Genomic DNA, 23,387 nt, shown 5'->3' on the forward strand with positions numbered 1-23,387 from the left:
GGTTCTTAAATATATATAAGATCTTTTTTAAAGATCTTTTGTTGGATCTATTATATAGATCGCCGGATCGTGTGGATAAGCGTGAAATGATCCTAATGATCATGGTGTTAGGGAGGATCATTTGCTGTGGAGCGCCATGGATCTTCCCGAGGATTAGCTGGGATCAAAAAGACGAGTTATCAACAAGTGGTGGGGGGCTTGGATCTTATTCAATGGATAACTATGGGTTGATCACCGTTTAGATCTATAGTTATCCACAGAAAAAAGTAAATCTCAGACTCAATTTGGGTGTTATTTTTGTCGATTATTTAACCGGCCAGGTGGTTTTTCCAGGTTTCCAGCCAGCTTTCTGCCGGATCTTCCGGGACCGGATCCTGGGACACATCAATTTCCAGTCGCTCTCCCAGCCGGTTTGCCCCCAGGGATCCCAGCAACTGATCGATATTTTTAGCAGCCGCGCAAAAGGTATCGTAACTGCGATCGCCCAGGCCGATGATCCCGTATTGGAGCGGACTCAAATCCGGCTGTTCAGACGTGAGTTGCTCGGCAAAGGGCTGGAAGTTATCCGGATATTCGCCGGCCCCGTGGGTGGAGCAGACCACCAGCCAGATGCTCTCGGTATTGAGCGTGGCCAGGTTAGCCTGGTTGATGATGTCCGTGCTGTGGCCGTCTTGCTCAAGCAGCTCGGCCAGGTGGTCCGCAACGTATTCGGCGCCGCCCAAGGTACTGCCGGTAATTAGGGTGATATGGCTCATGGTTCCCTCGCTGGATAAATTATTCACAGGCATTGTACTGGCTTTGACGCTGGAGAAAAGCGGGAATCTGTGGGGTTTTTCAGCTTTCAGCCACAGTGTTATACACAAGGGGATCCGGATCGCGCGGGCTGAGGGATCCCCGTTCGGGGATGTTGGCCGGATCCTGTCTGCGATCGCGGCGAATACGGCGGCGGGATCCCGGTGCGGGGATCCGACGGGGATACTAAGGCCGGTTGCGGTGTTGCCTGTGCGGGAGATGGCTGGCAATGCCAGCCTGAATCCGGCGGATGCTGCGTGCGCGGCGCAAGTTGGCGAAGATGTGGTTGCGGGGCTGGAAGCGTCTGTAGCGCTCCTGAGGGCGCTTGAAGATTCCCTGTGACAGGGGAAGACCGGTATGACTGAGCGGGGCGCAAGAGCTGGGATAACAGCCGCCTGTGGGGCAGGCGGCTGTGGGGATTACTTCCCGATGCAGAAAGAGGTAAAGATCCGGCCGAGCAGATCGTCGGAGGTGAACTCCCCGGTGATCTCGCTGAGGTGTTGCTGGGCCAGGCGCAGCTCTTCGGCCAGGATCTCGCCGGCCATGAAGCCTTCGAGTTGGTCACGGCCGGTCTCTAGATGGCTCGCTGCGCGCTCCAGGGCTTCGAGGTGGCGGCGGCGGGCCATAAAGCCCCCCTCGGTAGTGCCCTGGAAGCCCATGCAGGCTTTCAGATGCTCACGCAGGCTGTCGACGCCGTCGCCGGTACGGGCAGACAGGCGGATCAGCGGCGGGTTGTTAACGTTGCAGATGCCGCTTGGCTCACCGGTCAGCTCCACTTTGTTGCGGATCACGGTCAGGCCGAGATTTTCCGGCAGACGTTCGACGAAGTCCGGCCAGATGTCGGCCGGATTCGTGGCATCGGTAGTGGTACTGTCGACCATAAACAGCACCCGATCGGCCTGGCGGATTTCCTCCCAGGCCCGCTCAATTCCGATCCGTTCGACTTCGTCCGAGGCTTCACGCAACCCGGCGGTATCGATGATGTGCAGCGGCATGCCATCAATATGGATGTGCTCGCGCAGCACGTCCCGGGTGGTCCCGGCAATGTCGGTGACAATTGCGCTGTCCTTGCCGGACAGTGCGTTGAGCAGGCTGGATTTACCGGCATTCGGACGTCCGGCGATCACCACCTTCATCCCTTCGCGAATGATCGCGCCCTGGTTGGCTTCACGACGCACGTCGTCCAGCCGGGCGATGATGTCGTTCAGATCGCCGCTGACTTTACCGTCCGAGAGAAAGTCGATTTCTTCTTCCGGAAAGTCGATGGCCGCTTCGACGTAGATACGCAAATGGATCAGGGCTTCCACCAGCGCGTTGACCCGGGTCGAGAAAGCGCCCTGGAGCGACTGGAACGCACTTTTCGCGGCTTCTTCGGAGCTGGCATCAATCAGATCGGCAATGGCTTCTGCCTGGGCCAGATCCAGTTTGTCGTTCATAAAGGCACGCTCGGAGAACTCTCCCGGTCGCGCGGCGCGAATGCCGTCAATTTGCAGGATACGGCGGATCATCATATCCATCAGTACCGGACCGCCGTGGCCTTGCAACTCAAGCACATCTTCTCCGGTAAAGGAGTTCGGACCCTGGAAGAACAGGGCAATGCCCTGATCCAGCGCGCTGCCGTCTTCATTTTTAAACGGCAGGTATTCCGCGAAGCGGGGTTTGAGGGCCCGGCCGGCGACGGCCAGGGCGACGTCTTTGGCCTTGGGGCCGGAGACGCGAATAATGCCGACGCCGCCACGCCCCGGTGGGGTGGCCTGCGCGACAATGGTGTCCGTATATTCGTTCATCATGTGAGCTTGCTTTGTAATTCGCTGACTAAATCGCGGGGGTCTATGCTGCAATTGTAATCAGACTCGTGGCGAATGCCCAGCGCTAGCAACCGGTCCGGGCGTGGCGAAACAAAAAAGGCGGCCGATGGCCGCCTTTTGAATGCTTGAGGCTGACATTACTTAGAATGCAGGCCTTGTTTTTCCAGCGAACGGTAGATCAGCGTTTGCTGGATCAGCGTTACCACGTTCGACACCAGCCAGTACAGCACCAGACCGGACGGGAACCACAGGAAGAAGAAGGTGAACATCACCGGCATGAAGGTCATGATCTTCTGCTGCATCGGATCGGTGATGGTGGTCGGGCTCATCTTCTGGATCAGGAACATGGTCACACCCATCAGGATCGGCAGGACGTAGTACGGGTCCTGGGCTGACAGGTCATGGATCCAGGCGAAGAACGGCGCGTGACGCAGTTCAACCGACTCCATCAGGGACCAGTACAGGGCGATGAAGATTGGCATCTGCAGCAAGATTGGCAGACAGCCACCCAGTGGGTTGACCTTCTCTTTCTTGTACAGCTCCATCATTTCCTGGCTCATGCGCTGGCGGTCATCGCCCAGGCGCTCACGCATCGCTTGCAGTTTTGGCTGCAGCATGCGCATTTTCGCCATGGAGGTGTACTGTGCTTTGGTCAGCGGGTACATGGCACCACGAACGATGAAGGTCAGGATGATGATCGCCACACCCCAGTTCACGACCAGGCCCTGAATGAACGACAGCAGGCTGTGCAGTGGGCTGGCGATGAACCACAGCCAACCGTAGTCAACGGTCAGGTTCAGGTTCGGCGCAGTCGCTTCCATCTGATCCTGAAGTTTCGGACCGACCCACAGGGTCGCAGTGAGTGTTTGCTCACTGCCAGGGGCGACGGTAGTCACCGGCATCCGGACACCGATATAACCCAGGCCGTTACCGGTGCGGGTGTACAGGTTGGTTGCTTCGTTGGTACGCGGGATCCAGGCAGACACAAAGTAGTGCTGCATCATCGCGGCCCAGCCTTGCTCAGCGATGGTCAGGTTCAGGTTCTTGTCCTGCATATCGTCGAAGCTGTACTTTTCGTATTTGGTGTCATCCGCCGAGTAGGCACCGCCACGATAAGTCGGCATCGCCAGGTTGCCACCGTCATCCAGCAGGTTCTGCTTCAGCTGAGCGTACATCTGCACGGTCGCGGCATTGTCTGTCGGGTTGTTGATGGTGTAGGCCACATCCACTGCGTAGCTGCCGCGTTTCAGGATGTAAGTCTTGGTGTACTCAATACCGTCTTTGCTGTAGGTCATCGGGACACGCAGCTCGTCCTGGCCGTCTGCCAGCGTGAAGCTGTCAGCGCTGACGCTCAGTTGGGCGCGGCCGGCTGTGGTGTCAATCCCGTTGGCACCAATCAGGCCGGATTGAGCGTTGAAGGTATGGCCCGCTTCATTTTTCAGCAGCACAAACGGGTCAGCGGAATCGAGTTCGTTGTCATAGGCCAGCAGTTTGGCTTCAATGACGTCACCGCCAAGCGTATCGACAGTCAGCGCCAGTACATCTGTGTTGATGGTGATTAGATTATCGGATGTGTTTTGGTCAGTAATTGGCTGGCCATCACCGGAATGTGAGGGAACATCACCACTGTTGTTGACTTGTTGCGCTACACCCTGTCCTTGTGGTTGAGGGGCATTGTCCATGGTCCACTGCTGGTACAGCAGGAACGAAACAAAGAGTAGGGCAATTAACAGAATATTGCGTTGGGAATCCATCGTTACTTATCTCTGTCGTTATGCTTGGTTGGCGGAACGGGGTCATAACCCCCGTCAGTTAAAGGATGACATCTTAATAGACGTTTCGTCGCGAACCAACACCCTTTTAACGCTCCATGCGCTTTTATTGATTCAAGTGCGTATTGAGAACAGGTCGGGGTAAAGCGGCAGCGCGGTCCGATGAGAGGACTGATAGCCAGTTGGTAAAAGCGGACTAGTCTAATGACTAGCCACGCGAGCGGCGAGACAGGCGATGCCATAGCTTATCTAGCAACTTAAGCAGCTCTTCGTTGCTGAGCTCATGGGCACTTTTCTTGGCAATAACGACAAAATCACAGGCTGGCAGATCAGCTTGCTTGCAGCGAAAGCTTTCGCGGACAAGACGTTTGAAGCGGTTTCTGCCGACGGCAGTTTTGATCTGTTTTTTCGGGACAGCCAAACCGAGACGCGGATGGTCAAGGCCGTTAGGGCGAGCAAGAATGGTTAAGTGTGGAGAGCCAGCGCGGTGAGCTTGCTGGAAGACATTTTTATAATGTTCGGGAGTTAACAGACGTAACTCCCGAGAGAAGGCGTGCTTAGTCAAAATAATCAAAGATTACTTAGACAGACGCTTACGGCCTTTGGCGCGACGTGCATTAATTACAGCGCGGCCGTTCTTAGTAGCCATGCGTGCACGGAAGCCGTGAGTACGCTTGCGCTTTAGAACTGAAGGTTGAAAAGTGCGTTTCATGGGTTTTACCTTAAATTAACTGATCAGTTTTTAAGTTTTCGTTTCCAAGTTCCGACTGCGAACAATCGGTACCTCTAAACAAAGAGGCGGAATTGTAATCATTGGCCTGAAAATAGTCAATGATTATGCCCGCAGCAAACTACGGGCGCTGAATTATACTGTTTGTGGCGTTGAGTGCAAGGATCCTTCGCGGATCCCGACCTTATTCAGGAACTTTTTCAGCCGCGGATCCTGCGGATTGGTAAAGATCTGATCCGGCTTGCCCTGCTCGACAAACTCGCCGTCGGCCATGAAGATCACCCGATCGGCGACTTCCCGGGCAAACTGCATTTCATGGGTGACCACCAGCATGGTCTGATGGCGGGTGGCCAACTTCTGCATCAGGGTCAGAACTTCACCGACCCACTCCGGATCGAGCGCCGAGGTCGGCTCGTCAAATAGCAGCAGCTCGGCTTCCAGAGCCATGGCCCTGCCGATCCCCACCCGTTGTTGCTGGCCGCCGGAGAGGGCCGCCGGGTAGTGATCGCCTTTATCCCCCAGGCCGATGTCATCGAGGATCTGTTGGGCGCGCGCAAAGGCGTCAGGCTTGGTCCAGCCTTTGACGGTGATCAGGCCCTCGGCAATGTTCTGACGGGCCGTCAGATGAGCAAACAGGGCGTAGTTCTGAAACACAAAGCCGGTCTTGCTGCGCAGGGCCAGGATGTCGCGCTTGGCTGCCTGAGGGCAGTCAACCGTGACATCGCCAATGGTAATTTGGCCGTCATCGGCCGTTTCCAAGAAATTGAGGCAGCGCAGCAGGGTCGACTTTCCGGTGCCGGACGGCCCGATCACCACCACGATTTCGCCTTTTTCGATCGTGAGATCGATGCCGGAAAAAATTGTGCTGTCGCCAAAGCGCTTGGCCAGGTGGCTAATCTTGATCATCGTGTGTATGCCTTGTTGAGTTTGGTTTCCGCCCAGTTCTGGAACCGGGTCAGGACCAGGACGATCCCCCAGTAAATCAGCGCCACGGCCAGGAAGGCTTCAAAAAACTTAAAGCTGGACGACGCTTCCATCTGGGCCTTGGCCATGATTTCAGCCACGCCCAGGGTAAAGGCCAGCGACGTCGATTTGATCATGTCGATGAAGTAGTTCATCAGCGACGGCAGGGCCACCCGGCTGGCTTGCGGCAGGATGATCCGGCGCATGGACTGCAGCTCGGTCATCCCGATCGACAGACTGGCCTCCATCTGGCTGCGGTCGACACCGATAATTGCTGCCCGGATGGTCTCGGCCTTATAGGCGGCAAAGTGCAGGCTCAGGCCGATCACGGCAGCACTGAAGGCATCGAGACCGACGAACACCGGAAAGACCTGCGGCAGGCCGTAGTAGAGCAGAAACAGCTGCACCAGCAGCGGGGTGCCGCGAAAGAAGCTGATATAGAGCTGGCTGAACTGATCCAGCACCGGGACGCGATAGATACGCAGCAGGGCCAGGACCAGGGCCAGGGCCAGGGCGAATACCAGACCCCAGACGGCCATATTCAGGGTGGTCCCCAAATATTTCAGCAGGATCGGCATCAGCGACAGCATGTAGTCAAAGTCAAAACCCATAGTAAATCGGTATTCCGTAGTCAATTGGGTGAATAGAAGCGACAAAAGACCCACCTTGCGGTGAGCCTTTTAGTATAAGGATTTTTATTGGGAAATGTCTTGAGCGATTGCTTAGCGGGTAATGTCGGCATCAAACCACTTGCGAGAAATCTCCGTCAGGGTACCGTCTTCACGCATGGCTTTCAGCGCCTGGTTCACCTCATTGCGCAGTTTCTCGCCTTTCTCCGTTTTCAGGAACGGCCAGGCATTTTCAATGCGCTCGAACGGTTCGCCGGCCAGTTGCAGCGGCAGGTTCGCTTTTTTGATCAGCTCAACCGATGACAGGCGGTCCATCACGAACGCGTCGGTCCGGCCCAGGGCGACATCGTGCTCGATCCCGGTTTCATAGGTCTTGATGTTGATCTTGCCGTCTTTATCGAGCTCGCGCAGCAGCTGCTCGTAGTTTGAACCCAGGTTCACCCCGACGGTTTTGCCGTCCAGGTCAGCAGTGCTGTGAATGCTGTCGTTGCCTTTACGGACCACCAGCTGGGCACCGTCGATCACATACGGGTCAGCGAATAGGTATTTGGCCAGGCGGGCTTCGGTGATGGTGATCTGGTTCGAAATGGTATCAATCCGGCCGGTTTCCAGCAGGCCGAACAGGCCGGAGAAGTTGGCCGTGACAAACTCCACCTGGTAATCGTTGCGCTTGCCGATTTCGTTCCACAGGTCGACTTCAAAACCCTGCAGCTGATCCTGCTTGACGAAGGTAAACGGGAAGTAGCGGCCTGACATGCCGACTTTGACATCGGTCGCAGCCATGGCTGCCTGACTGGCGGTCAGCGTGAGTGCTACGGCGGTCAAGGTTGTTTTAATCCAGCGTTTCATCCAGTTTGCTCCTCAAGATACGGTCGTGGACGGCTTGTTTATTGATAATGCTATCTTTTAATGGGGCGATCCTTTAATAACTAGGAGTTATTAGACATAACAAATAGTTCGCACGAGGATCCGCGCCCCGCCGCGATTGTTAATAGTATTGTGGGTAAAGGGCGGTGAAATTGTGTTGATCTTAGGAATTATTGTGCGATCAATGTGTATAAGTCGGATCTTATTCACTGGATCGCGATCTCTTTGCTGGCGATCCGGCGCCAGCAGGTATAAAATTGCATCCCTTTCGTGTTTTATTTTTCAGTGTGGAGTCGAGCTTGTCATCTTCGCTTTGGTTGCAGTGCCTTCAACGCCTTCAGGAAGAACTCCCTGCGACAGAATTCAGTATGTGGGTTCGACCGCTTCAGGCCGAGCTTACCGATAATACGCTGACTTTATTTGCGCCGAACCGGTTTGTCTTAGATTGGGTCCGGGACAAGTACCTCAATAATATCAATCGGCTGCTGAACGAATTTTGCGGCAACGATGTGCCGATCCTGCGGTTTGAAGTGGGCAGCCGCCCGGTGACGGCACCGCCGCCTCCGCCGGTTGCAGCCGCGCGCGTCTTGCAGCCAGCGCCGGCGATGGTGGATGACACCCCGACGCGGCACTGGGAGCCAGCGCCTTCGCCAGTCCAGCCGGAGTCGCAGTCCGGCTACCGCTCGAATGTGAATCCGAAGCATAATTTCAATAACTTCGTTGAAGGTAAGTCGAACCAGCTGGGGCTGGCGGCTTGTCGCCAGGTGGCCGATAACCCAGGCGCAGCTTATAACCCGTTGTTCCTGTATGGCGGCACCGGCCTGGGTAAGACGCACTTGTTGCACGCGGTGGGCAATGCGATTGCCGATCGCAAGCCCAATGCCCGGGTGGTGTACATGCATTCGGAGCGTTTTGTCCAGGATATGGTCAAGGCGCTGCAGAACAACGCGATTGAAGAATTCAAGCGTTACTACCGCAGTGTTGATGCGCTGCTGATCGATGACATTCAGTTTTTTGCCAACAAAGAGCGCTCGCAGGAAGAGTTTTTCCACACCTTTAACGCCCTGCTTGAAGGCAACCAACAAATCATCCTGACCTCGGACCGCTACCCGCGGGAGATCAGCGGGGTGGAGGATCGCCTTAAATCACGTTTTGGCTGGGGCCTGACCGTGGCGATTGAGCCGCCGGAGCTGGAAACCCGGGTCGCGATCCTGATGAAGAAGGCCGAGGATCATCACATTCGCCTGGCGGATGAGGTCGCGTTCTTTATTGCCAAGCGACTGCGCTCGAACGTCCGGGAGCTGGAAGGGGCCCTGAACCGGGTCATTGCCAATGCCAACTTTACCGGCCGGGCGATCACCATTGATTTTGTCCGGGAAGCCTTGCGCGACTTGCTCGCGCTGCAGGAAAAACTGGTCACCATTGATAATATCCAGAAGACGGTCGCGGAATACTATAAAATCAAGATGGCTGATATGCTGTCCAAACGTCGCTCCCGCTCGGTGGCCCGCCCGCGCCAGATGGCGATGGCCTTGGCCAAAGAGCTGACCAACCATAGCTTGCCGGAAATCGGCGATGCCTTTGGGGGGCGCGACCATACCACGGTGCTGCACGCCTGTCGGAAAATTGAACAGCTGCGTGAAGAGAGCCACGATATTAAAGAAGACTATTCCAACCTGATTAGAACCCTGTCGTCCTGATATGAAATTTACCGTAGAACGCGAATATTTATTAAAGCCGCTGCAGCAGGTCTCTGGTGCCCTGGGCGGACGCCCATCTCTGCCGATCCTGGGCAACCTGCTGCTGCAGGTTGAAGACGGCTGCCTGTCGATGACCGGCACCGATTTGGAAGTTGAGTTGGTGGCGAAAGTGGCCCTGGAAGCAGATTGTGAACCGGGCGCGATCACCGTCCCGTCACGGAAGTTTCTCGATATCTGCCGCGGGCTGCCGGATGGTGCTCCGATTGCCATCAGCCTGGAAGGCGATCGGGTGATGATCCGCTCCGGCCGCAGTCGTTATTCCCTGACGACCCTGCCGGCGGCTGATTTCCCGAATATTGATGACTGGCAAAGCGAAGTCGAGCTGTCGTTGCCGCAAGGGCAATTGCGCCAGCTGATCGACAGCACCCAGTTTTCCATGGCCCATCAGGATGTCCGTTATTACCTCAACGGTATGTTGTTCGAAACCGATGGCCAGTATCTGCGCTCGGTGGCGACGGACGGTCACCGGATGGCGGTTTGTGCGATCGACACCGGACAGGTGCTGCCGGAGAAGCAAATCATCCTGCCGCGCAAAGGGGTTCTGGAGCTGATGCGCCTGCTTGATACGCCGGATGCTGAAGTCACGCTGCAGATCGGCAACTCGAACCTGCGCGCGGTGGTCAATAACTTTGTCTTCACCTCCAAACTGGTCGATGGCCGTTTCCCGGACTATCGCCGGGTGTTGCCGAAAGGCAGCAACAAGTTTGTCGAAGCCAGCTGTGATGAGCTGCGCAAAGCATTTTCCCGGGCGGCGATTTTGTCGAACGAGAAATTCCGCGGCGTGCGGGTCAACCTGTCACCGGGCGAGATGCGGATCACCGCCAATAACCCGGAGCAGGAAGAAGCGGAAGAGTTTTTGGATGTCGATTATCAGGGGGAACCGCTGGAAATTGGCTTCAACGTCAGCTACGTGCTGGATGTTCTCAATACCCTCAAGTGTGAGCAGGTCCGCTGGTCGCTGACCGATGCCACAGCCAGTGCCTTGCTGGAAGACAGCGCTCAAGATGACGCCATGTACGTCGTCATGCCGATCCGACTGTAAGCAATGGTACTGACACGGCTGATGGTCAAAGACTTCAGGAACATTGAAGACTGCGACCTGAGTTTGTCACCCGGCTTTAATTTTCTGGTCGGCGCCAACGGCAGCGGCAAAACCAGCGTGCTGGAGGCCGTCCACTACCTCGGGCACGGGCGATCGTTTCGCAGCCACCTGACCAGCCGCGTGATCCGCCATGAACAGCCCGAGTTGTTTGTGCATGGCCGGATGCAGACGGCTGCCGGGCTGGAGCTCCCCCTCGGGATCGGGAAGAAGCGCGATGGCACCACCGAAGTTAAAATTGGTGGCGAAGGCGGGCAGAAGCTGGCCCAGCTGGCGCAAATTCTGCCGCTGCAACTGATCACCCCGGAAGGCTTTGAACTGCTGATTGGCGGTCCTAAATATCGCCGCGCCTTTATTGATTGGGGCGTGTTTCACGTCGAGCCCCAGTTTTATCATGCGTGGAGCCGGATCAAACGGCTGACCAAGCAGCGCAATGCGCTGCTGAAAACGGCGCGCAGTTACCGTGAGCTGAGCTACTGGGATCAGGAACTGGCGGTGTTGGCCGAAGAGATCAGCCAATGGCGCAACCAGTATCTGGATGCCGTGAAGCAAAAAGCCGCGGAGATTTGCCAGCATTTCCTGCCTGAATATGATATCCAGCTGGGGTACTACCGCGGCTGGGAAAAAGATACCCCGTATGCCGAGCTGCTCAAGCGCAATTTTGAACGTGATTGTCAGCTGGGTTATACCGCAAGTGGCCCGCACAAGGCCGACTTGCGTTTGAAAGTGGCCGGGACTCCGGTCGAAGACGTGTTATCTCGGGGGCAGCTCAAACTCATGGTCTGCGCATTGCGCTTGGCCCAGGGGCTGCACCTGACTGAATCAACCGGTAAACCGTGTATTTACTTGATCGATGACTTTGCATCTGAGCTCGATAGCCATCGGCGTGCGCTGTTGGCGCAACGGTTAAAAGAAACTGGCGCCCAGGTGTTCATCAGTGCCATCAGCCCTGAGCAGATTGCCGATATGCATGATGAAAAGGGCAAGATGTTTCATGTGGAACACGGTAAAATAACCGCAGGATAATTTAAGCGAGAGTAACTCAATGTCCAACAACTACGATTCATCAAGTATCAAGGTCCTGAAGGGCCTTGATGCGGTACGTAAGCGCCCAGGGATGTACATTGGCGATACCGATGACGGTACTGGCTTGCACCATATGGTGTTTGAGGTCGTCGATAACTCTATCGACGAAGCTCTTGCTGGCCATTGTGAAGATATCATTGTCACGATCCACGAAGATGGCTCGGTGTCGGTGAGCGATGATGGCCGTGGTATTCCAACCGAAATGCACCCGGAAGAAGGGGTGTCTGCCGCGGAAGTCATCATGACCGTGCTGCACGCCGGCGGTAAGTTTGACGATAACTCGTACAAAGTATCCGGTGGCCTGCACGGGGTGGGGGTGTCCGTGGTGAACGCTCTGTCCGAAAAAGTTGAACTGACCATCCACCGGAGTGGCCAGATCCACCAGCAGATTTATCACCATGGTGAGCCGCAGGCGCCGCTGGCCGTGATTGGCGAGACCGATCGCACCGGGACCCGCATCCGTTTCTGGCCAAGTGCTGAGACGTTCACCAATATCGAATTCCACTACGAAATCCTGGCCAAACGCCTGCGCGAGTTGTCGTTCCTGAACTCCGGCGTGTCTATCCGACTGATTGACGAGCGTGAAGAAGACAAGCAGGACCACTTCATGTATGAAGGCGGGATCCGGGCGTTTGTTGAGCACCTGAACCGCAACAAAACACCGATCCATCCGAAGGTGTTCCACTTTGAGTTCACCCGCGAAGACGGCATTGGGGTAGAAGTGGCGATGCAATGGAACGATGGTTTCCAGGAAAACATTTACTGCTTTACCAACAACATTCCACAGCGTGACGGCGGGACCCACCTGGCTGGTTTCCGTGGTGCTTTGACGCGGACGTTGAATAACTTCATGGACAAGGAAGGGTATTCGAAGAAAGCCAAGACGGCGACTTCGGGGGATGATGCCCGTGAAGGTCTGACAGCGGTCGTCTCGGTCAAGGTACCGGATCCGAAATTCTCCAGCCAGACTAAAGACAAGCTGGTTTCCAGCGAGGTGAAGCCGGCGGTTGAATCCATTATGGGCGAGAAGCTGAGCGAGTTCCTGCTGGAAAACCCGAGTGATGCGAAAACCGTGTGCTCGAAGATTATTGATGCCTCCCGCGCCCGTGAAGCCGCCCGCAAAGCGCGTGAAATGACACGCCGTAAAGGGGCGCTGGATCTGGCTGGCCTGCCGGGCAAACTGGCGGATTGCCAGGAAAAAGATCCGGCACTGTCCGAACTCTACATTGTGGAGGGTGACTCGGCCGGTGGTTCGGCCAAGCAGGGGCGTAACCGGAAGAATCAGGCGATTTTGCCGCTGAAGGGTAAGATCCTGAACGTCGAGAAAGCCCGTTTCGATAAGATGCTGTCTTCCCAGGAAGTGGCCACCCTGATCACTGCTATGGGCTGTGGCATTGGCCGTGATGAATATGATCCGGATAAGCTGCGCTATCACAGCATCATCATCATGACCGATGCCGATGTCGACGGCTCGCACATCCGGACGCTACTGCTGACCTTCTTCTACCGTCAAATGCCGGAGCTGATTGAGCGTGGCCATATCTACATTGCGCAGCCACCGCTGTACAAAGTGAAAAAAGGCAAGCAAGAGCAGTACATCAAAGACGATGAAGACATGGTGCAGTATCAGATCGCACTGGCGCTCGACAATGCAGCCCTGTACTCCGCAGAAGGCGTACCGCCAATTACGGGTTTGGCTCTGGAAGAGCTGGTGAAACAGTTCAATGCTGCGTCCAAGCTGGTGGAGCGAATGAGCCGCCGTTATCCGTTGCAGATGCTGAACGAATTTACCTATCAGCTTCGCTTGACCACGGACATGCTGGCAGATCAAGCCGAGGTGGAGCGTTGGACTGACACATTGGTGAATGCGCTGAATGCCAAGCAAACGGGTGAAAGCCAGTTCCGTTTTGACGTGGTGCACGATGAAGAGCACAACGTATGGTTGCCGAAAGTCGTGGTTCGTACTCATGGCGTCGATCATGAATATCTGCTGAGCTATGATCTGCTGAACTCGAAGGAGTACAGCAAGCTGGCGGATCTGTCTGAAGTGCTGCATAACCTGCTGGAAGAAAGCGCTTATGTTCAGCGTGGTGAGCGCAAGCAAGCTGTCAGCTCGTTTAAGGAAGCCCTGGACTGGCTGGTGAAAGACTCAAGCCGTGGCCTGAGCCGTCAGCGCTACAAAGGTCTGGGTGAGATGAACCCGGATCAGCTGTGGGAAACCACCATGGATCCGGAAACCCGCCGGATGATGCAGGTCACCATCAACGATGCCGTTGCGGCCGATGAGCTGTTCACCACCCTGATGGGGGATCAGGTTGAACCGCGTCGCCACTTCATTGAAGAAAATGCCCTGAACGCCAACCTGGACGTTTAAGCATTAAGCAACACGACCGCTACGAAGAAAACGCCGCTCTGATGAGCGGCGTTTTTGTTTTCGGCGGCCAGGAAGCCATGACACGGTTGGCATGCTGTCACGCTCTCGGGTTCGGAAAGGGGTCATGCAACCGCGGCGCTTTGCGGCGAACGCTATAGGGTGGGGTTGGTGATAGCTACGAGTGGGGGCGCAAGACATCAGCACCGGGATGGTCTGGCTTTGCCACGCATGTTGCCTGGCTGATAGCCAACGCTTGGCTGTGGTGCTGTGGTGGACCGGGAGAAAAAATTGAAAAATTTTTTGCGTGCAGTCTTGAATCTGTTTTGGGCGACCTTATATCAATTGATGAAGCAGAAGGTGCCAGCGTTTGGGCCTTGCAACGCTTGTCCGGTTGGAGAGCAGCTTCATCAACATTGTTTATAGTTATTGCTTCAAAGAAGGATAGTTATTATGCGTACATTAGATTTCACTCCTCTATATCGTTCCGCCATTGGTTTTGATCGTCTGTTCAACCAGATGGAGCAAAACCTCAACACCAATAATGGTGGATATCCTCCGTACAACATTGAGCAGCGTGCCGAGAATCAGTACCGGATCACGATGGCCGTTGCAGGCTTTGCCGAATCGCAACTCGATATTACTCAACAGCAGAACAAGCTGATTGTCCGCGGGACTCGCGATAGCCAGGATGCAGGCGATGAACGTCAGTATCTCTATCAAGGGATCGCCGAGCGTGATTTCGAGCGTAAGTTCCAGCTGGCCGATCATATGAAAGTGACCGGTGCCGACATGGAAAACGGTTTGCTGCATATTGAGCTTGAACGCGAAGTGCCGGAAGAGGATCAACCCCGCAAAATTGCCATTAACGGCCAGCGTTTGCTGGAAAGCGAATAAGCCGGGATGGTCTCAGACCTATAACCGAGTAGAGAGTGAAGGCCTGCATGATGCAGGCCTTTTTTGTTTGCCCAGCGAAGCTGGCAAACCCGTCAGGCTGAAAGAAGCCTGAATCGCCCCGGCTGAGGGGAAGATAATCCGAATCGCACCAAAAGTAGGCGCCTTAAGCGAGGGCGTAGCTGGCCAACGGCTGGGTCTGAAGGAAGCGATAGGAAGTTAACGGTACACAACGCAAGTGAACCTGATTGGGCAGTTTAGGTGGGTAAGCGTGAGAAATAGCGCGAAGCCCGATACTCAGTCAGACCTGAGCTGTGCTTGAGGGTGGGATCGTTAACAGGGAGCCAGTGCAGTAACTGGGGAAGCCTGACACCGCATCCGGGCAAACGCCGGAAGCACGAGCACAAGGTGAAAGCTAAAGCTCGTGTTGGTGTGAGGTGGCAGCGGTCCGACGGCTCGGTGAATCCGTAGTAGTGAGAAAGGCCCGGCCGTTGAAGCTCAGTAATGGCGTGGAGGGTAAAACCGGGCTGACCATCGGCACTGCGTCTGATGGGGCACGGTATCGCCAAAAGCGTGCCGTGTTGCGAAGGGAGGAAGTACATTTTAAGTCTGTGATGAGCAGATGTTTTTTTTCATGGTACACAAACCGGTTCGCGACCGGGGTATTCCCGCTCGGTAAACTGGGAGCAGGGCACTGAGGGATGAAACCGTACACGGCAGTAATTTGAGCTCACTGTAGTAGATTGCCATTGCGCTAGAAGGCTATACAGTCCGATGAAACAAGCCAGCATGAAAAGAAGGCATTCTGCCCCACACGGCACACAACCCAAAGGGAGAAGATGAGAGTCTATTACAGTCTGTATGGTCATCTGCTGAATAAGGCGCGGCTGTACAGGGGATTTAAAAAGGTGTGGAAAGCAAAAGGCGCGGCAGGAATTGATATGCAGAGCCTGAGCGACTTCGCCTCAAATCTGAGTGATAACCTCGACCAGCTTCTCCTTGAGCTTAAAACTAAGCAGTATCGGCCTCAGCCTGTCAGACGGGTGGAAATCCCGAAAGATGATGGCGGGGTCAGGCTGCTGGGTATCCCGACGGTTCGGGACAGAGTCGTCCAACAAACCCTGAATGACGTGCTCACCCCAATCTTTGAGGTGCAGTTCCATCCATCTAGTTTTGGCTACCGGCCTCAGAGAAGTTGTCACGACGCCATCAACAAAGCGACGATGTTCATCCGGCGCTATGGATTAGAACATGTCGTGGACATGGACCTGTCGAAATGCTTCGATAAACTCGACCACGAGTTCATCCTGACAAGCATCCGTAAACGGGTCACCGATGGCAGTGTATTGGAACTGCTCAGGCAGTTTCTGAAAAGCGGGGTGATGGTCAATGGGCAATGGCATGCCACAGACGTCGGAAGTCCGCAGGGCGGGGTGATCAGCCCGCTGATCGCGAATATCTATCTGGACGCGTTCGATCAGGAAATGAGAAGACGAGGCCACAGGATAGTCCGCTATGCAGACGATATTCTGATTATCTGTCGTAGCCGGTCGGGTGCAGAGAATGCACTCAGGCAGGCCACGAAGATCCTGGAAAAAGATCTGAAGCTGACGGTGAACCAGCACAAGTCCCACATCGCCCACAGCGGTGAAGTTCCTCGGTGTAGAAATCGGGAGTCGATATACCCGTATTCAACCCAAGAAGCTGCAAGGGTTCAAAGCGAAGCTGAAAAGGTTGACCCGACGTAATGGCGGCAAGCCATTAGGGCAGGTGATCAGCGAGCTTAATCCAGTGCTCAGAGGCTTTAGTCAGTATTTTCGGATCGCCAATGCCAGCTGGGAGTTCAAGAAAACAGCCGCTTGGCTGAGAAGGCGGTTGCGCAGCATCCAACTCAAACTCTGGAAGAAGTCGAGCAGGCTTCACCGGTGGTTGAAGCAACGGGGGTATAAACCCCCGTTCAGCCACATCCAGATGTCGGGCTGGAGAAGCGCGGCGAGCCCGCTCGCGAGCTATGCCAAACCAGTGGTTCAACGACCTCGGGTTAGTCAATCTTGAGCAGGTGAGGACGGGGTATGTGTTCAGCACTTACGCTGAATGGAAATGTGCATGAGCCGTATACGAGGCCCGTACGTACGGTTCTGTGAGAGGGATGAGGCGGCAACGCCTCACCCTACTCGATGTTTCACGTGAAACTACGTGTCAGTTGGGCTGGCTTCATTGCGATGATGTATTGCCGACAAGGTGTCACGACCATCTAAGCTCGTGGCTGCGTTTCGGTTGTGTGTGAACGGTTGGAATCCTGTCTTTGCGGGGTCGTCATTGCGTATTTTCTTTGAAGCCGGTGGGATATCCGCCAAGCCAAGCCAAGCCAAGCCAAGCCAAGCCAATCGTGATATCCGGTTGTGGTGGTTTCACGTGAAACATTGAAAGAGTATCGGTTTGATGGGGGGGATGTTGGTGATGGCGTACAGGATACGACTGGCATAGTTAACACGATCGACGGTTTATTATGAACATGCAGTTTCGCGTTGGCGTGAATCTCTGGCTGAGTTACTGGGGCACAGGGCGAACTCGGAGCGATCGCTATCGGATGGATAAAGAGTGGGTTTATGTTGATGGTCAACTGTGTACTGTTTCCCCGGGAAGCTGCACCATTCGTTTTGAAGCTCTGACTCAAACCAGGCCCTGTTTCACGTGAAACAAGTACGGTGCATCGGTCAGATTGCATCCCTTGAGCCTGATGAGTGTGGCGTTTGATTTTGGCTGATGTGGTGGGTCGTTCTTTGTAATACTTAGATATGACCGGTAGATGAGGCTTGACGCGCAAAGGGAATGATTCAGGTCAATATGTTGTGCAGTGACAAGCGCTTGGACAGCCTGATTAATTGTTACTGAAGGGGGAATACTCTCGCGGTGGCAGGTCTCAGGTAAAACACAGGGCAGCACGTAGGCTGCCCTGAAATCGTGATTACGCCTGGTAGGCTTTCATGACTTCCTCGGCAATGATCGCAATGCCGCGCTGCATGGTCTCATCGTCCTGGACATAGTTCATGCGCAGGCACTCATGGCCGTGGCTCCAGTCTTCGTCCAACCCGATAAAGAAATACTCGCCAGGGACGATCAGGACGCCGCGCGCTTTGAGCCGGCGGTACAGTTCCATCGTGGTGATTGGCAACTCTTTAAACCAGAGCCAGAGGAACATCGCGCCTTCGGGTTTGTGGATCCGAAAGCGCTCATCGCTGATGGCATCTTGTAGCAGCTGGATCGCATGCTGCGATTTCTGCTGGTAATAAGGTTTGATCACTTGCTCGCTCAGGCGCAGTAAGTCCTGCTGTTCGATCATCTTGTGAGCAATCGCCGGACCGATACTGCCCGGCGCCAGGCTGACGACGCCGTTCATATTGGTCAGTGCGGTCGTGATCTCCTCACTGGCGACGACAATACCGCATCGTACGCCGGGCAGCCCTAGTTTCGACAGGCTCATACACAGGATGGTGTTCTCATTCCAGAACGGGGTGACGTCTTCGAAAATGATATCCGGGAACGGCATCCCGTAAGCATTGTCGATAATCAGTGGAATACCATGCTGCCGGGCGAGTTCGTCCAGATGGTTGATCTCTTCGTCGGTGAGCACGTTGCCGGTTGGGTTGGTGGGGCGGGAGGCGCAAATCGCCCCAATGCGGTCATCAACCGTCAGTTGATTGAAATCAACATGGTATTTGAACTGACCATTGTTGAGTAGGGTGATTTCCGGACGATAGGAGATAAACATCTCTTCGCTGATCCCGGCATCAGCATAACCGATATATTCCGGTGCCAGTGGCAGCAGAATTTTCTTATGGCGTCCGCCTTCAAATTCACCCGCCAGCAGGTTGAACAGATTAAAGAACGCACTCTGGCTCCCGTTGGTCAGGGTGATGTTCTTTGCCGAAATATTCCAGCCATAGGTGGCTTTGAGTAGATCCGCCAGCGCCTGGATGAAGACGTTTTTCCCTTGCGGGCCGTCATAGTTGGTCATGGCGGCTGTCAGCTCGCCACTGGTCAGCATCGTTGCCGTGAGTTGCTTGAAATAGTCGAGCATCTCCGGGATCTGAGCTGGGTTGCCGCCACCGAGCATAATGGCGTCAGGGTTACGTAAGCCGTCATTTAAGTCATCCATTAGCTGAGTGATCCCAGAATAACGGGCAAACTTTTCTCCGAATGTAGAAAACTCCATGTTTACTTCCGACCTTAGTAATTTGTTCTTATATTTAGTTATACGCTAACTGTATAACTTGTGTGCAGGAATCAACATACCTTATTGTGCGGAGAAGGGAAAGTGAGCAAACCGACAGGTTGGCTGTTTCACGTGAAACCATCCCCGACGTGTGAGCCCCGGTTGAGAAATCAATCACATGACGCTGGGTCTGACTGAGCCAGCACGCAGCTTTGTCGGTGGTAAGAGAATGCTGGGGATATGAAATTAGGGGGAGTTTCGCGGTTGATGGTAGAGACAACAGGACAGCAAGCCGTTTGGCGCAGATATAAAAAAACCCCGTGCAAGCACGGGGTTGATCGAACAGTGTCCGCTTATTTCTGAAGCAGCGAGATATCGGCAACTTTCAGGAATTCGTTCCGCAGCAGGTTCAGCATGGTCAGACGGTTCACTTTCAGTTGCTCGTTTTCAGCCATCACCATCACGCTATCGAAGAACGCATCGACGGATTCACGCAGGGTCGACAGTTCTGACAGTGCTTGCTGGTAATCGCCAGCGGCAAAGACCGGTGCCAGAGCAGCCAGTTTGGCTTCAACTTTCTCGGCCAGCGCTTTCTCGGCAGGTTCAACCAGCAGGCTGCTGTCGATGTGGGTCGGTAGCTCACCGTCAAATTTCGCCAGAATATTCCCCACACGCTTGTTGGCCGCAGCCAGAGACTCTGCGGCATCCAGCGAGCGGAAATGGCTCACCGCTTTCACACGCTTGTCGAAATCTGCAGGCTGGGTCGGGCGACGGGCCAGAACGGCCTGGATCACGTCAACACTGTGGCCTTCGTCCTGGTACCAGGCACGGAAGCGGCCCAGCATGAAGTCCAGCACTTCGCTTTCTACGTTTCGGTTGGTCAGCTTGTCTGCCAGCAGTTCATGGGCCTTGGCAATCAGGTCGATCAGATCCAGGTTGTAGCCTTTCTCGACGATGATACGCAGGACACCCAGGGCAGCACGACGCAGAGCAAACGGGTCACTGCCTTTCGGTGCCTGACCAATGCCAAAGATACCGACTAGGGTATCTAGCTTATCGGCCATAGCGACGGCGGCAGACACACCGGTACTCGGCAGACTGTCACCGGCGAAGCGTGGCATGTATTGCTCGTTCAGCGCCAGGGCAACGTCTTCTGCTTCGCCGTCGTGGCGCGCATAGTGCATGCCCATCACCCCTTGGGTGTCGGTGAATTCGAAGACCATCGAGGTCATCAGGTCACACTTCGACAGCAGGCCTGCACGTTCAGCATGCTCAACATCGGCACCAATTCGCTGGGCGATGTAACCCGACAGGGCGGTGATGCGATCGGTTTTGTCACGCAAGGTGCCGAGTTGTTTCTGGAACAGCACGCTGTCGAGTTCAGACAGGCGCTCCACCAGCGGGCGTTTGCGGTCGGTGTTGAAGAAAAACTCCGCATCGGCCAGGCGTGGGCGAACAACTTTTTCGTTGCCGTCGATCACTTGTTTCGGATCGTTGGAAACGATGTTGGAGACGAAGATAAACTTCGGCAGCAGCTTGCCGTTGTCATCGTAGACCGGGAAGTACTTCTGGTCGCCTTTCATGGTGTAAACCAGTGCTTCTGCCGGCACTTTCAGGAACTCTTCCTCAAAAGATGCCGTTAGCACGACCGGCCACTCTACCAGTGAGGTGACTTCTTCCAGCAGGTCATCTTCCAGATCAGCGGTACCGCCCACTTCCAGTGCTGCCTTCTGAGCGTCAGCCAGGATCAGGGCTTTACGTGCTTCGTAGTCGGCCATGACTTTGCCGCGCTCTTCCAGGATGGCCGGATACTGATCGGCATGGTCGATGGTGAACTCGGATTCGCCCATAAAACGGTGGCCACGGATCACGCGGTCAGAATTCACACCCAGAATCGTCCCCGGGATCAGTTCGTCACCCAGCAGCATGGTCAGGGTTTTCACCGGACGAATGAACTGGGTGTCTTTGTCACCCCAGCGCATTGGTTTTGGGATCGGCAGTTTCGCCAGGGCATTCGCCGCTAGCTCTGCGACCAAGGCTTGGGTCGATTGACCTTTGACTTCTTGCTTGTACAGCAGCCATTCGCCTTTATCGGTCGCCAGGCGCTCAGCCTGTTCAACGCTGATGCCGTTACCGCGGGCCCAGCCTTGTGCGGCTTTGGTCGGGTTGCCATCGGCGTCAAAGGCAGCACTGACTGCCGGGCCGCGTTTCTCAACCACTTTATCCGGCTGGCTGCCGGCCAGGGCGGTCACTTTCAAGGCCAGGCGGCGTGGGGCGGCATACCACTGGATCCCCTGATGGGCCAGATCGGCGTCATTCAGTTCGGTGGCAAAGTTGTCCGCAAAGGCTTCGGCCAGAGTGCGTAGTGCCGTTGGCGGCAACTCTTCGGTGCCAAGTTCAATCAGGAAATTTTTATCGCTCATGCCACTTCCTTACGGGTTCTTTTTGCACATTGGGAAGCCCAGCGCTTCACGGGAGGCGTAGTAGGCTTCGGCAACTTGTTTTGTCAGGTTGCGAATTCGCAGGATGTACCGCTGACGCTCAGTCACGGAGATGGCTTTGCGGGCATCCAACAGGTTAAAGGCATGGCCGGCTTTCAGAATGCGCTCATAGGCAGGCAGCGGCAGTGGTTTCTCCAAAGCCAGCAGCGATTGACACTCTTTCTCGCACTGGTCGAAGAAGGTGAACAGGAAGTCCACATCAGCATGCTCGAAGTTATAAGTAGATTGCTCCACCTCGTTCTGATGGAAGATATCCCCGTAGGTCACTTTACCCAGCGGGCCATCGGTCCAAACCAGATCGTAGACCGAATCGACGCCCTGAATGTACATCGCCAGACGCTCGATACCATAGGTGATTTCACCGGTGACGGGTTTACATTCCAGGCCACCAACCTGCTGGAAGTAGGTGAACTGGGTGACTTCCATACCGTTGAGCCACACTTCCCAGCCCAGACCCCAGGCACCCAGGGTCGGGTTTTCCCAGTTGTCTTCCACGAAGCGAATGTCATGGATTTGGGTATCAACGCCCAGTGCTTCCAGAGAGCCCAGGTACAGTTCCTGGATGTTGTCCGGAGATGGCTTGATGATCACCTGGAACTGGTAGTAGTGCTGCAGGCGGTTCGGGTTTTCACCGTAACGGCCGTCAGTCGGACGACGAGAAGGTTGCACATACGCTGCTGCAATCGGCTCAGGGCCCAGCGCACGTAAACAGGTCATCGGGTGAGAAGTACCTGCACCGACTTCCATGTCTAGGGGTTGTACAATGGTACAACCTTGCTGGCCCCAGTAATCCTGCAGCGCGAGGATCATGCCTTGAAAGGTTTTAATATCGTATTTCTGCATTGTCAGCTTCGCGAGATTAGTGGATGAATGAATTCAATGTAACAATCCAGTATACCTTGCATGGCTTTGGCCGAGTAGGGTCCTTGCATGTTTTTTGGCCGTGTTTCCTTCATTCCTCTCAATTGATTGGCTCAATCTGCTGAACGGTGAGATTTCATCATCTTTTGACATTGCTCTGATGTTCTATGTCGTCTACTTAATACAATATCTTGGCACAGCTGCATCGCCTGACGCGGTGGGGCGAGAACAATCACATCGATCAGAAATCGAGTAGAGATGGAAACCATGATGGATAGCAAAATCACACAGAAGCCGGCCAAATGGGTTCGGCATGTTATTTTTGCCACGGCAGCTGCCGTGACGGCAACAGGTTGTAGTACGGTGAACCCTTATTCCGGGGAAGAGCAAACGGCGAAAGCTTCCAGCGGTGCCCTGATTGGTGCGCTGGCCGGTGCGGCCATTGGTGTGGCGTCATCAAGCAAGAGCGATCGCGGCAAAGGCGCCTTGATTGGCGCGGCATCAGGCGCGGCGCTGGGCGGCGGCGTGGGTTACTACATGGATGTGCAGGAAACCAAACTGCGTCAGCAACTCCAGTCGACCGGGATCAGCGTGAGCCGTGATGGGGACAACATTGTGCTGAACATGCCCAATGCCATCACCTTTGGATTTGATCAGACCGATCTGAGCAGTGCCGCAATGAGTGCGCTGAAGAATGTCGCGCTGGTGGTGAAAGAGTATGATAAGACCATGCTGAATGTTTATGGCTTTACGGACAGCTCCGGTTCGGAATCTTACAACCAGCGCCTGTCTCAGGTTCGCGCCAGTGAGGTCAGCAACTATCTGATGCGCGAAGGGGTGGCAGCGAATCGTCTGATCACCAAAGGGATGGGCGAGTCTCACCCGATTGCCTCAAACAGCTCAGAGCAAGGCCGGGCGGAAAACCGTCGGGTTGAAATTGTGCTGTCCCCAACGTCTTAATCTTTGCCTGTATTGCTGCCGCCGCAGTGTCGGTGGCAGCGTATTTGCACACGTGCTTGTGATCGGCCCCGACAATTC

At 54.9% G+C, this 23,387-nt stretch carries 19 protein-coding genes and 1 pseudogene; 8 read left to right on the plus strand and 12 right to left on the minus strand.

From position 1 onward, the window contains the following. Positions 1-308: 308 nt before the first annotated feature. A complete protein-coding gene (mioC, locus tag VV869_RS22865; RefSeq protein ID WP_337737253.1) occupies positions 309-755 on the minus strand; it encodes an FMN-binding protein MioC in 447 nt (148 codons plus the stop codon). Here mioC and VV869_RS22870 point away from each other — a divergent pair. Then, positions 754-1,134, plus strand: a complete 381-nt coding sequence (locus VV869_RS22870) for a hypothetical protein (RefSeq protein ID WP_337737254.1) — start codon at positions 754-756, stop codon at positions 1,132-1,134. The two genes, mioC and VV869_RS22870, sit on opposite strands and share 2 nt — an antisense overlap. Before the next feature lie 77 nt (positions 1,135-1,211). Here the strand turns inward: VV869_RS22870 and mnmE are convergent, their stop codons facing one another. The 8 genes from mnmE to VV869_RS22910 all read right to left on the minus strand — a co-directional run bounded on the left by mnmE (position 1,212) and on the right by VV869_RS22910 (position 7,543). Then, positions 1,212-2,579, minus strand: coding sequence for a tRNA uridine-5-carboxymethylaminomethyl(34) synthesis GTPase MnmE (gene mnmE, locus VV869_RS22875; RefSeq protein WP_337737277.1), 1,368 nt, complete (start codon positions 2,577-2,579; stop codon positions 1,212-1,214). A 158-nt stretch (positions 2,580-2,737) separates the two neighbouring features. Continuing rightward, the gene (yidC, locus tag VV869_RS22880) at positions 2,738-4,354 is read right to left on the minus strand and encodes a membrane protein insertase YidC (protein WP_337737255.1); all 1,617 of its coding nucleotides are present in this window, start codon (positions 4,352-4,354) and stop codon (positions 2,738-2,740) included. Between the two features lie 2 nt (positions 4,355-4,356). After that, on the minus strand, positions 4,357-4,614 hold the full coding sequence (gene yidD, locus VV869_RS22885) for a membrane protein insertion efficiency factor YidD (RefSeq protein WP_261601346.1): 258 nt from the start codon (positions 4,612-4,614) through the stop codon (positions 4,357-4,359). Further along, positions 4,581-4,946 (minus strand): ribonuclease P protein component, encoded by a 366-nt coding sequence (gene rnpA / locus VV869_RS22890; protein WP_443147362.1) that lies wholly within the window; start codon positions 4,944-4,946, stop codon positions 4,581-4,583. The genes yidD and rnpA overlap by 34 nt, the downstream gene beginning before the upstream one ends. 3 nt (positions 4,947-4,949) lie before the next feature. Continuing rightward, entirely contained in the window at positions 4,950-5,084 is a 135-nt protein-coding gene (rpmH, locus tag VV869_RS22895) for a 50S ribosomal protein L34 (RefSeq protein ID WP_081669218.1), read from the minus strand. A 153-nt stretch (positions 5,085-5,237) separates the two neighbouring features. Next, on the minus strand, positions 5,238-6,008 hold the full coding sequence (locus VV869_RS22900) for an amino acid ABC transporter ATP-binding protein (protein ID WP_337737256.1): 771 nt from the start codon (positions 6,006-6,008) through the stop codon (positions 5,238-5,240). Next, entirely contained in the window at positions 6,005-6,676 is a 672-nt protein-coding gene (locus VV869_RS22905) for an amino acid ABC transporter permease (RefSeq protein ID WP_337737257.1), read from the minus strand. Before VV869_RS22905 ends, VV869_RS22900 begins: the two co-directional genes overlap by 4 nt. A 111-nt stretch (positions 6,677-6,787) precedes the next feature. Continuing rightward, positions 6,788-7,543 (minus strand): amino acid ABC transporter substrate-binding protein, encoded by a 756-nt coding sequence (locus VV869_RS22910; RefSeq protein ID WP_337737258.1) that lies wholly within the window; start codon positions 7,541-7,543, stop codon positions 6,788-6,790. 317 nt (positions 7,544-7,860) lie between these two features. On the opposite strand from VV869_RS22910, the gene dnaA reads away from it, so the two are divergent. The 6 genes and pseudogenes from dnaA (at position 7,861) to ltrA (ending at position 16,881) form a co-directional block, all read left to right on the plus strand. Then, positions 7,861-9,261 carry a chromosomal replication initiator protein DnaA gene (gene dnaA / locus VV869_RS22915; protein ID WP_261601350.1) on the plus strand — a complete coding sequence of 467 codons (1,401 nt, stop codon included), beginning with the start codon at positions 7,861-7,863 and terminating at the stop codon, positions 9,259-9,261. Position 9,262: 1 nt separating this feature from the next. Continuing rightward, entirely contained in the window at positions 9,263-10,363 is a 1,101-nt protein-coding gene (gene dnaN / locus VV869_RS22920; RefSeq protein ID WP_337737259.1) for a DNA polymerase III subunit beta, read from the plus strand. Between the two features lie 3 nt (positions 10,364-10,366). Continuing rightward, complete coding sequence (gene recF / locus VV869_RS22925) at positions 10,367-11,446, plus strand: DNA replication/repair protein RecF (RefSeq protein ID WP_337737260.1); 1,080 nt, start codon at positions 10,367-10,369, stop codon at positions 11,444-11,446. A 19-nt stretch (positions 11,447-11,465) separates the two neighbouring features. Next, the gene (gene gyrB / locus VV869_RS22930) at positions 11,466-13,880 is read left to right on the plus strand and encodes a DNA topoisomerase (ATP-hydrolyzing) subunit B (RefSeq protein ID WP_337737261.1); all 2,415 of its coding nucleotides are present in this window, start codon (positions 11,466-11,468) and stop codon (positions 13,878-13,880) included. A gap of 450 nt (positions 13,881-14,330) precedes the next feature. Beyond that, positions 14,331-14,774: an Hsp20 family protein gene (locus VV869_RS22935; RefSeq protein WP_337737262.1), complete on the plus strand. Its 444-nt coding sequence runs from the start codon at positions 14,331-14,333 to the stop codon at positions 14,772-14,774. Positions 14,775-15,610: 836 nt separating this feature from the next. Then, positions 15,611-16,881: pseudogene (gene ltrA, locus VV869_RS22940) on the plus strand (group II intron reverse transcriptase/maturase). A gap of 858 nt (positions 16,882-17,739) precedes the next feature. Here the strand turns inward: ltrA and VV869_RS22945 are convergent. The 3 genes from VV869_RS22945 to glyQ form a co-directional block, all read right to left on the minus strand. Next, a complete protein-coding gene (locus tag VV869_RS22945) occupies positions 17,740-18,987 on the minus strand; it encodes a valine--pyruvate transaminase (RefSeq protein ID WP_337737263.1) in 1,248 nt (415 codons plus the stop codon). Positions 18,988-19,340: 353 nt separating this feature from the next. Continuing rightward, positions 19,341-21,410, minus strand: a complete 2,070-nt coding sequence (gene glyS, locus VV869_RS22950; RefSeq protein WP_337737264.1) for a glycine--tRNA ligase subunit beta — start codon at positions 21,408-21,410, stop codon at positions 19,341-19,343. Between the two features lie 9 nt (positions 21,411-21,419). After that, positions 21,420-22,331 (minus strand): glycine--tRNA ligase subunit alpha, encoded by a 912-nt coding sequence (gene glyQ, locus VV869_RS22955; protein ID WP_337737265.1) that lies wholly within the window; start codon positions 22,329-22,331, stop codon positions 21,420-21,422. Between the two features lie 288 nt (positions 22,332-22,619). On the opposite strand from glyQ, the gene VV869_RS22960 reads away from it, so the two are divergent. Next, positions 22,620-23,309 (plus strand): OmpA family protein, encoded by a 690-nt coding sequence (locus VV869_RS22960; RefSeq protein ID WP_337737279.1) that lies wholly within the window; start codon positions 22,620-22,622, stop codon positions 23,307-23,309. The last annotated feature ends 78 nt before the right edge of the window (positions 23,310-23,387 follow it).

The organism is Photobacterium sp. MCCC 1A19761, assembly GCF_037389125.1.
Lineage (GTDB): Bacteria > Pseudomonadota > Gammaproteobacteria > Enterobacterales > Vibrionaceae > Photobacterium.

Excerpts from the sequence above, each read along its gene's own strand:
- mioC (WP_337737253.1), bottom strand. The coding sequence starts at position 755 with ATGAGCCATATCACCCTAATTACCGGCAGTACCTTGGGCGGCGCCGAA.
- recF (WP_337737260.1), top strand. The coding sequence starts at position 10,367 with ATGGTACTGACACGGCTGATGGTCAAAGACTTCAGGAACATTGAAGAC.
- gyrB (WP_337737261.1), top strand. The coding sequence starts at position 11,466 with ATGTCCAACAACTACGATTCATCAAGTATCAAGGTCCTGAAGGGCCTT.
- glyS (WP_337737264.1), bottom strand. The coding sequence starts at position 21,410 with ATGAGCGATAAAAATTTCCTGATTGAACTTGGCACCGAAGAGTTGCCG.
- yidD (WP_261601346.1), bottom strand. The coding sequence starts at position 4,614 with ATGGCATCGCCTGTCTCGCCGCTCGCGTGGCTAGTCATTAGACTAGTC.
- mnmE (WP_337737277.1), bottom strand. The coding sequence starts at position 2,579 with ATGAACGAATATACGGACACCATTGTCGCGCAGGCCACCCCACCGGGG.
- dnaN (WP_337737259.1), top strand. The coding sequence starts at position 9,263 with ATGAAATTTACCGTAGAACGCGAATATTTATTAAAGCCGCTGCAGCAG.
- VV869_RS22905 (WP_337737257.1), bottom strand. The coding sequence starts at position 6,676 with ATGGGTTTTGACTTTGACTACATGCTGTCGCTGATGCCGATCCTGCTG.
- rpmH (WP_081669218.1), bottom strand. The coding sequence starts at position 5,084 with ATGAAACGCACTTTTCAACCTTCAGTTCTAAAGCGCAAGCGTACTCAC.
- VV869_RS22935 (WP_337737262.1), top strand. The coding sequence starts at position 14,331 with ATGCGTACATTAGATTTCACTCCTCTATATCGTTCCGCCATTGGTTTT.
- VV869_RS22960 (WP_337737279.1), top strand. The coding sequence starts at position 22,620 with ATGGATAGCAAAATCACACAGAAGCCGGCCAAATGGGTTCGGCATGTT.
- VV869_RS22870 (WP_337737254.1), top strand. The coding sequence starts at position 754 with ATGGTTCCCTCGCTGGATAAATTATTCACAGGCATTGTACTGGCTTTG.
- VV869_RS22910 (WP_337737258.1), bottom strand. The coding sequence starts at position 7,543 with ATGAAACGCTGGATTAAAACAACCTTGACCGCCGTAGCACTCACGCTG.
- VV869_RS22945 (WP_337737263.1), bottom strand. The coding sequence starts at position 18,987 with ATGGAGTTTTCTACATTCGGAGAAAAGTTTGCCCGTTATTCTGGGATC.
- VV869_RS22900 (WP_337737256.1), bottom strand. The coding sequence starts at position 6,008 with ATGATCAAGATTAGCCACCTGGCCAAGCGCTTTGGCGACAGCACAATT.
- yidC (WP_337737255.1), bottom strand. The coding sequence starts at position 4,354 with ATGGATTCCCAACGCAATATTCTGTTAATTGCCCTACTCTTTGTTTCG.
- glyQ (WP_337737265.1), bottom strand. The coding sequence starts at position 22,331 with ATGCAGAAATACGATATTAAAACCTTTCAAGGCATGATCCTCGCGCTG.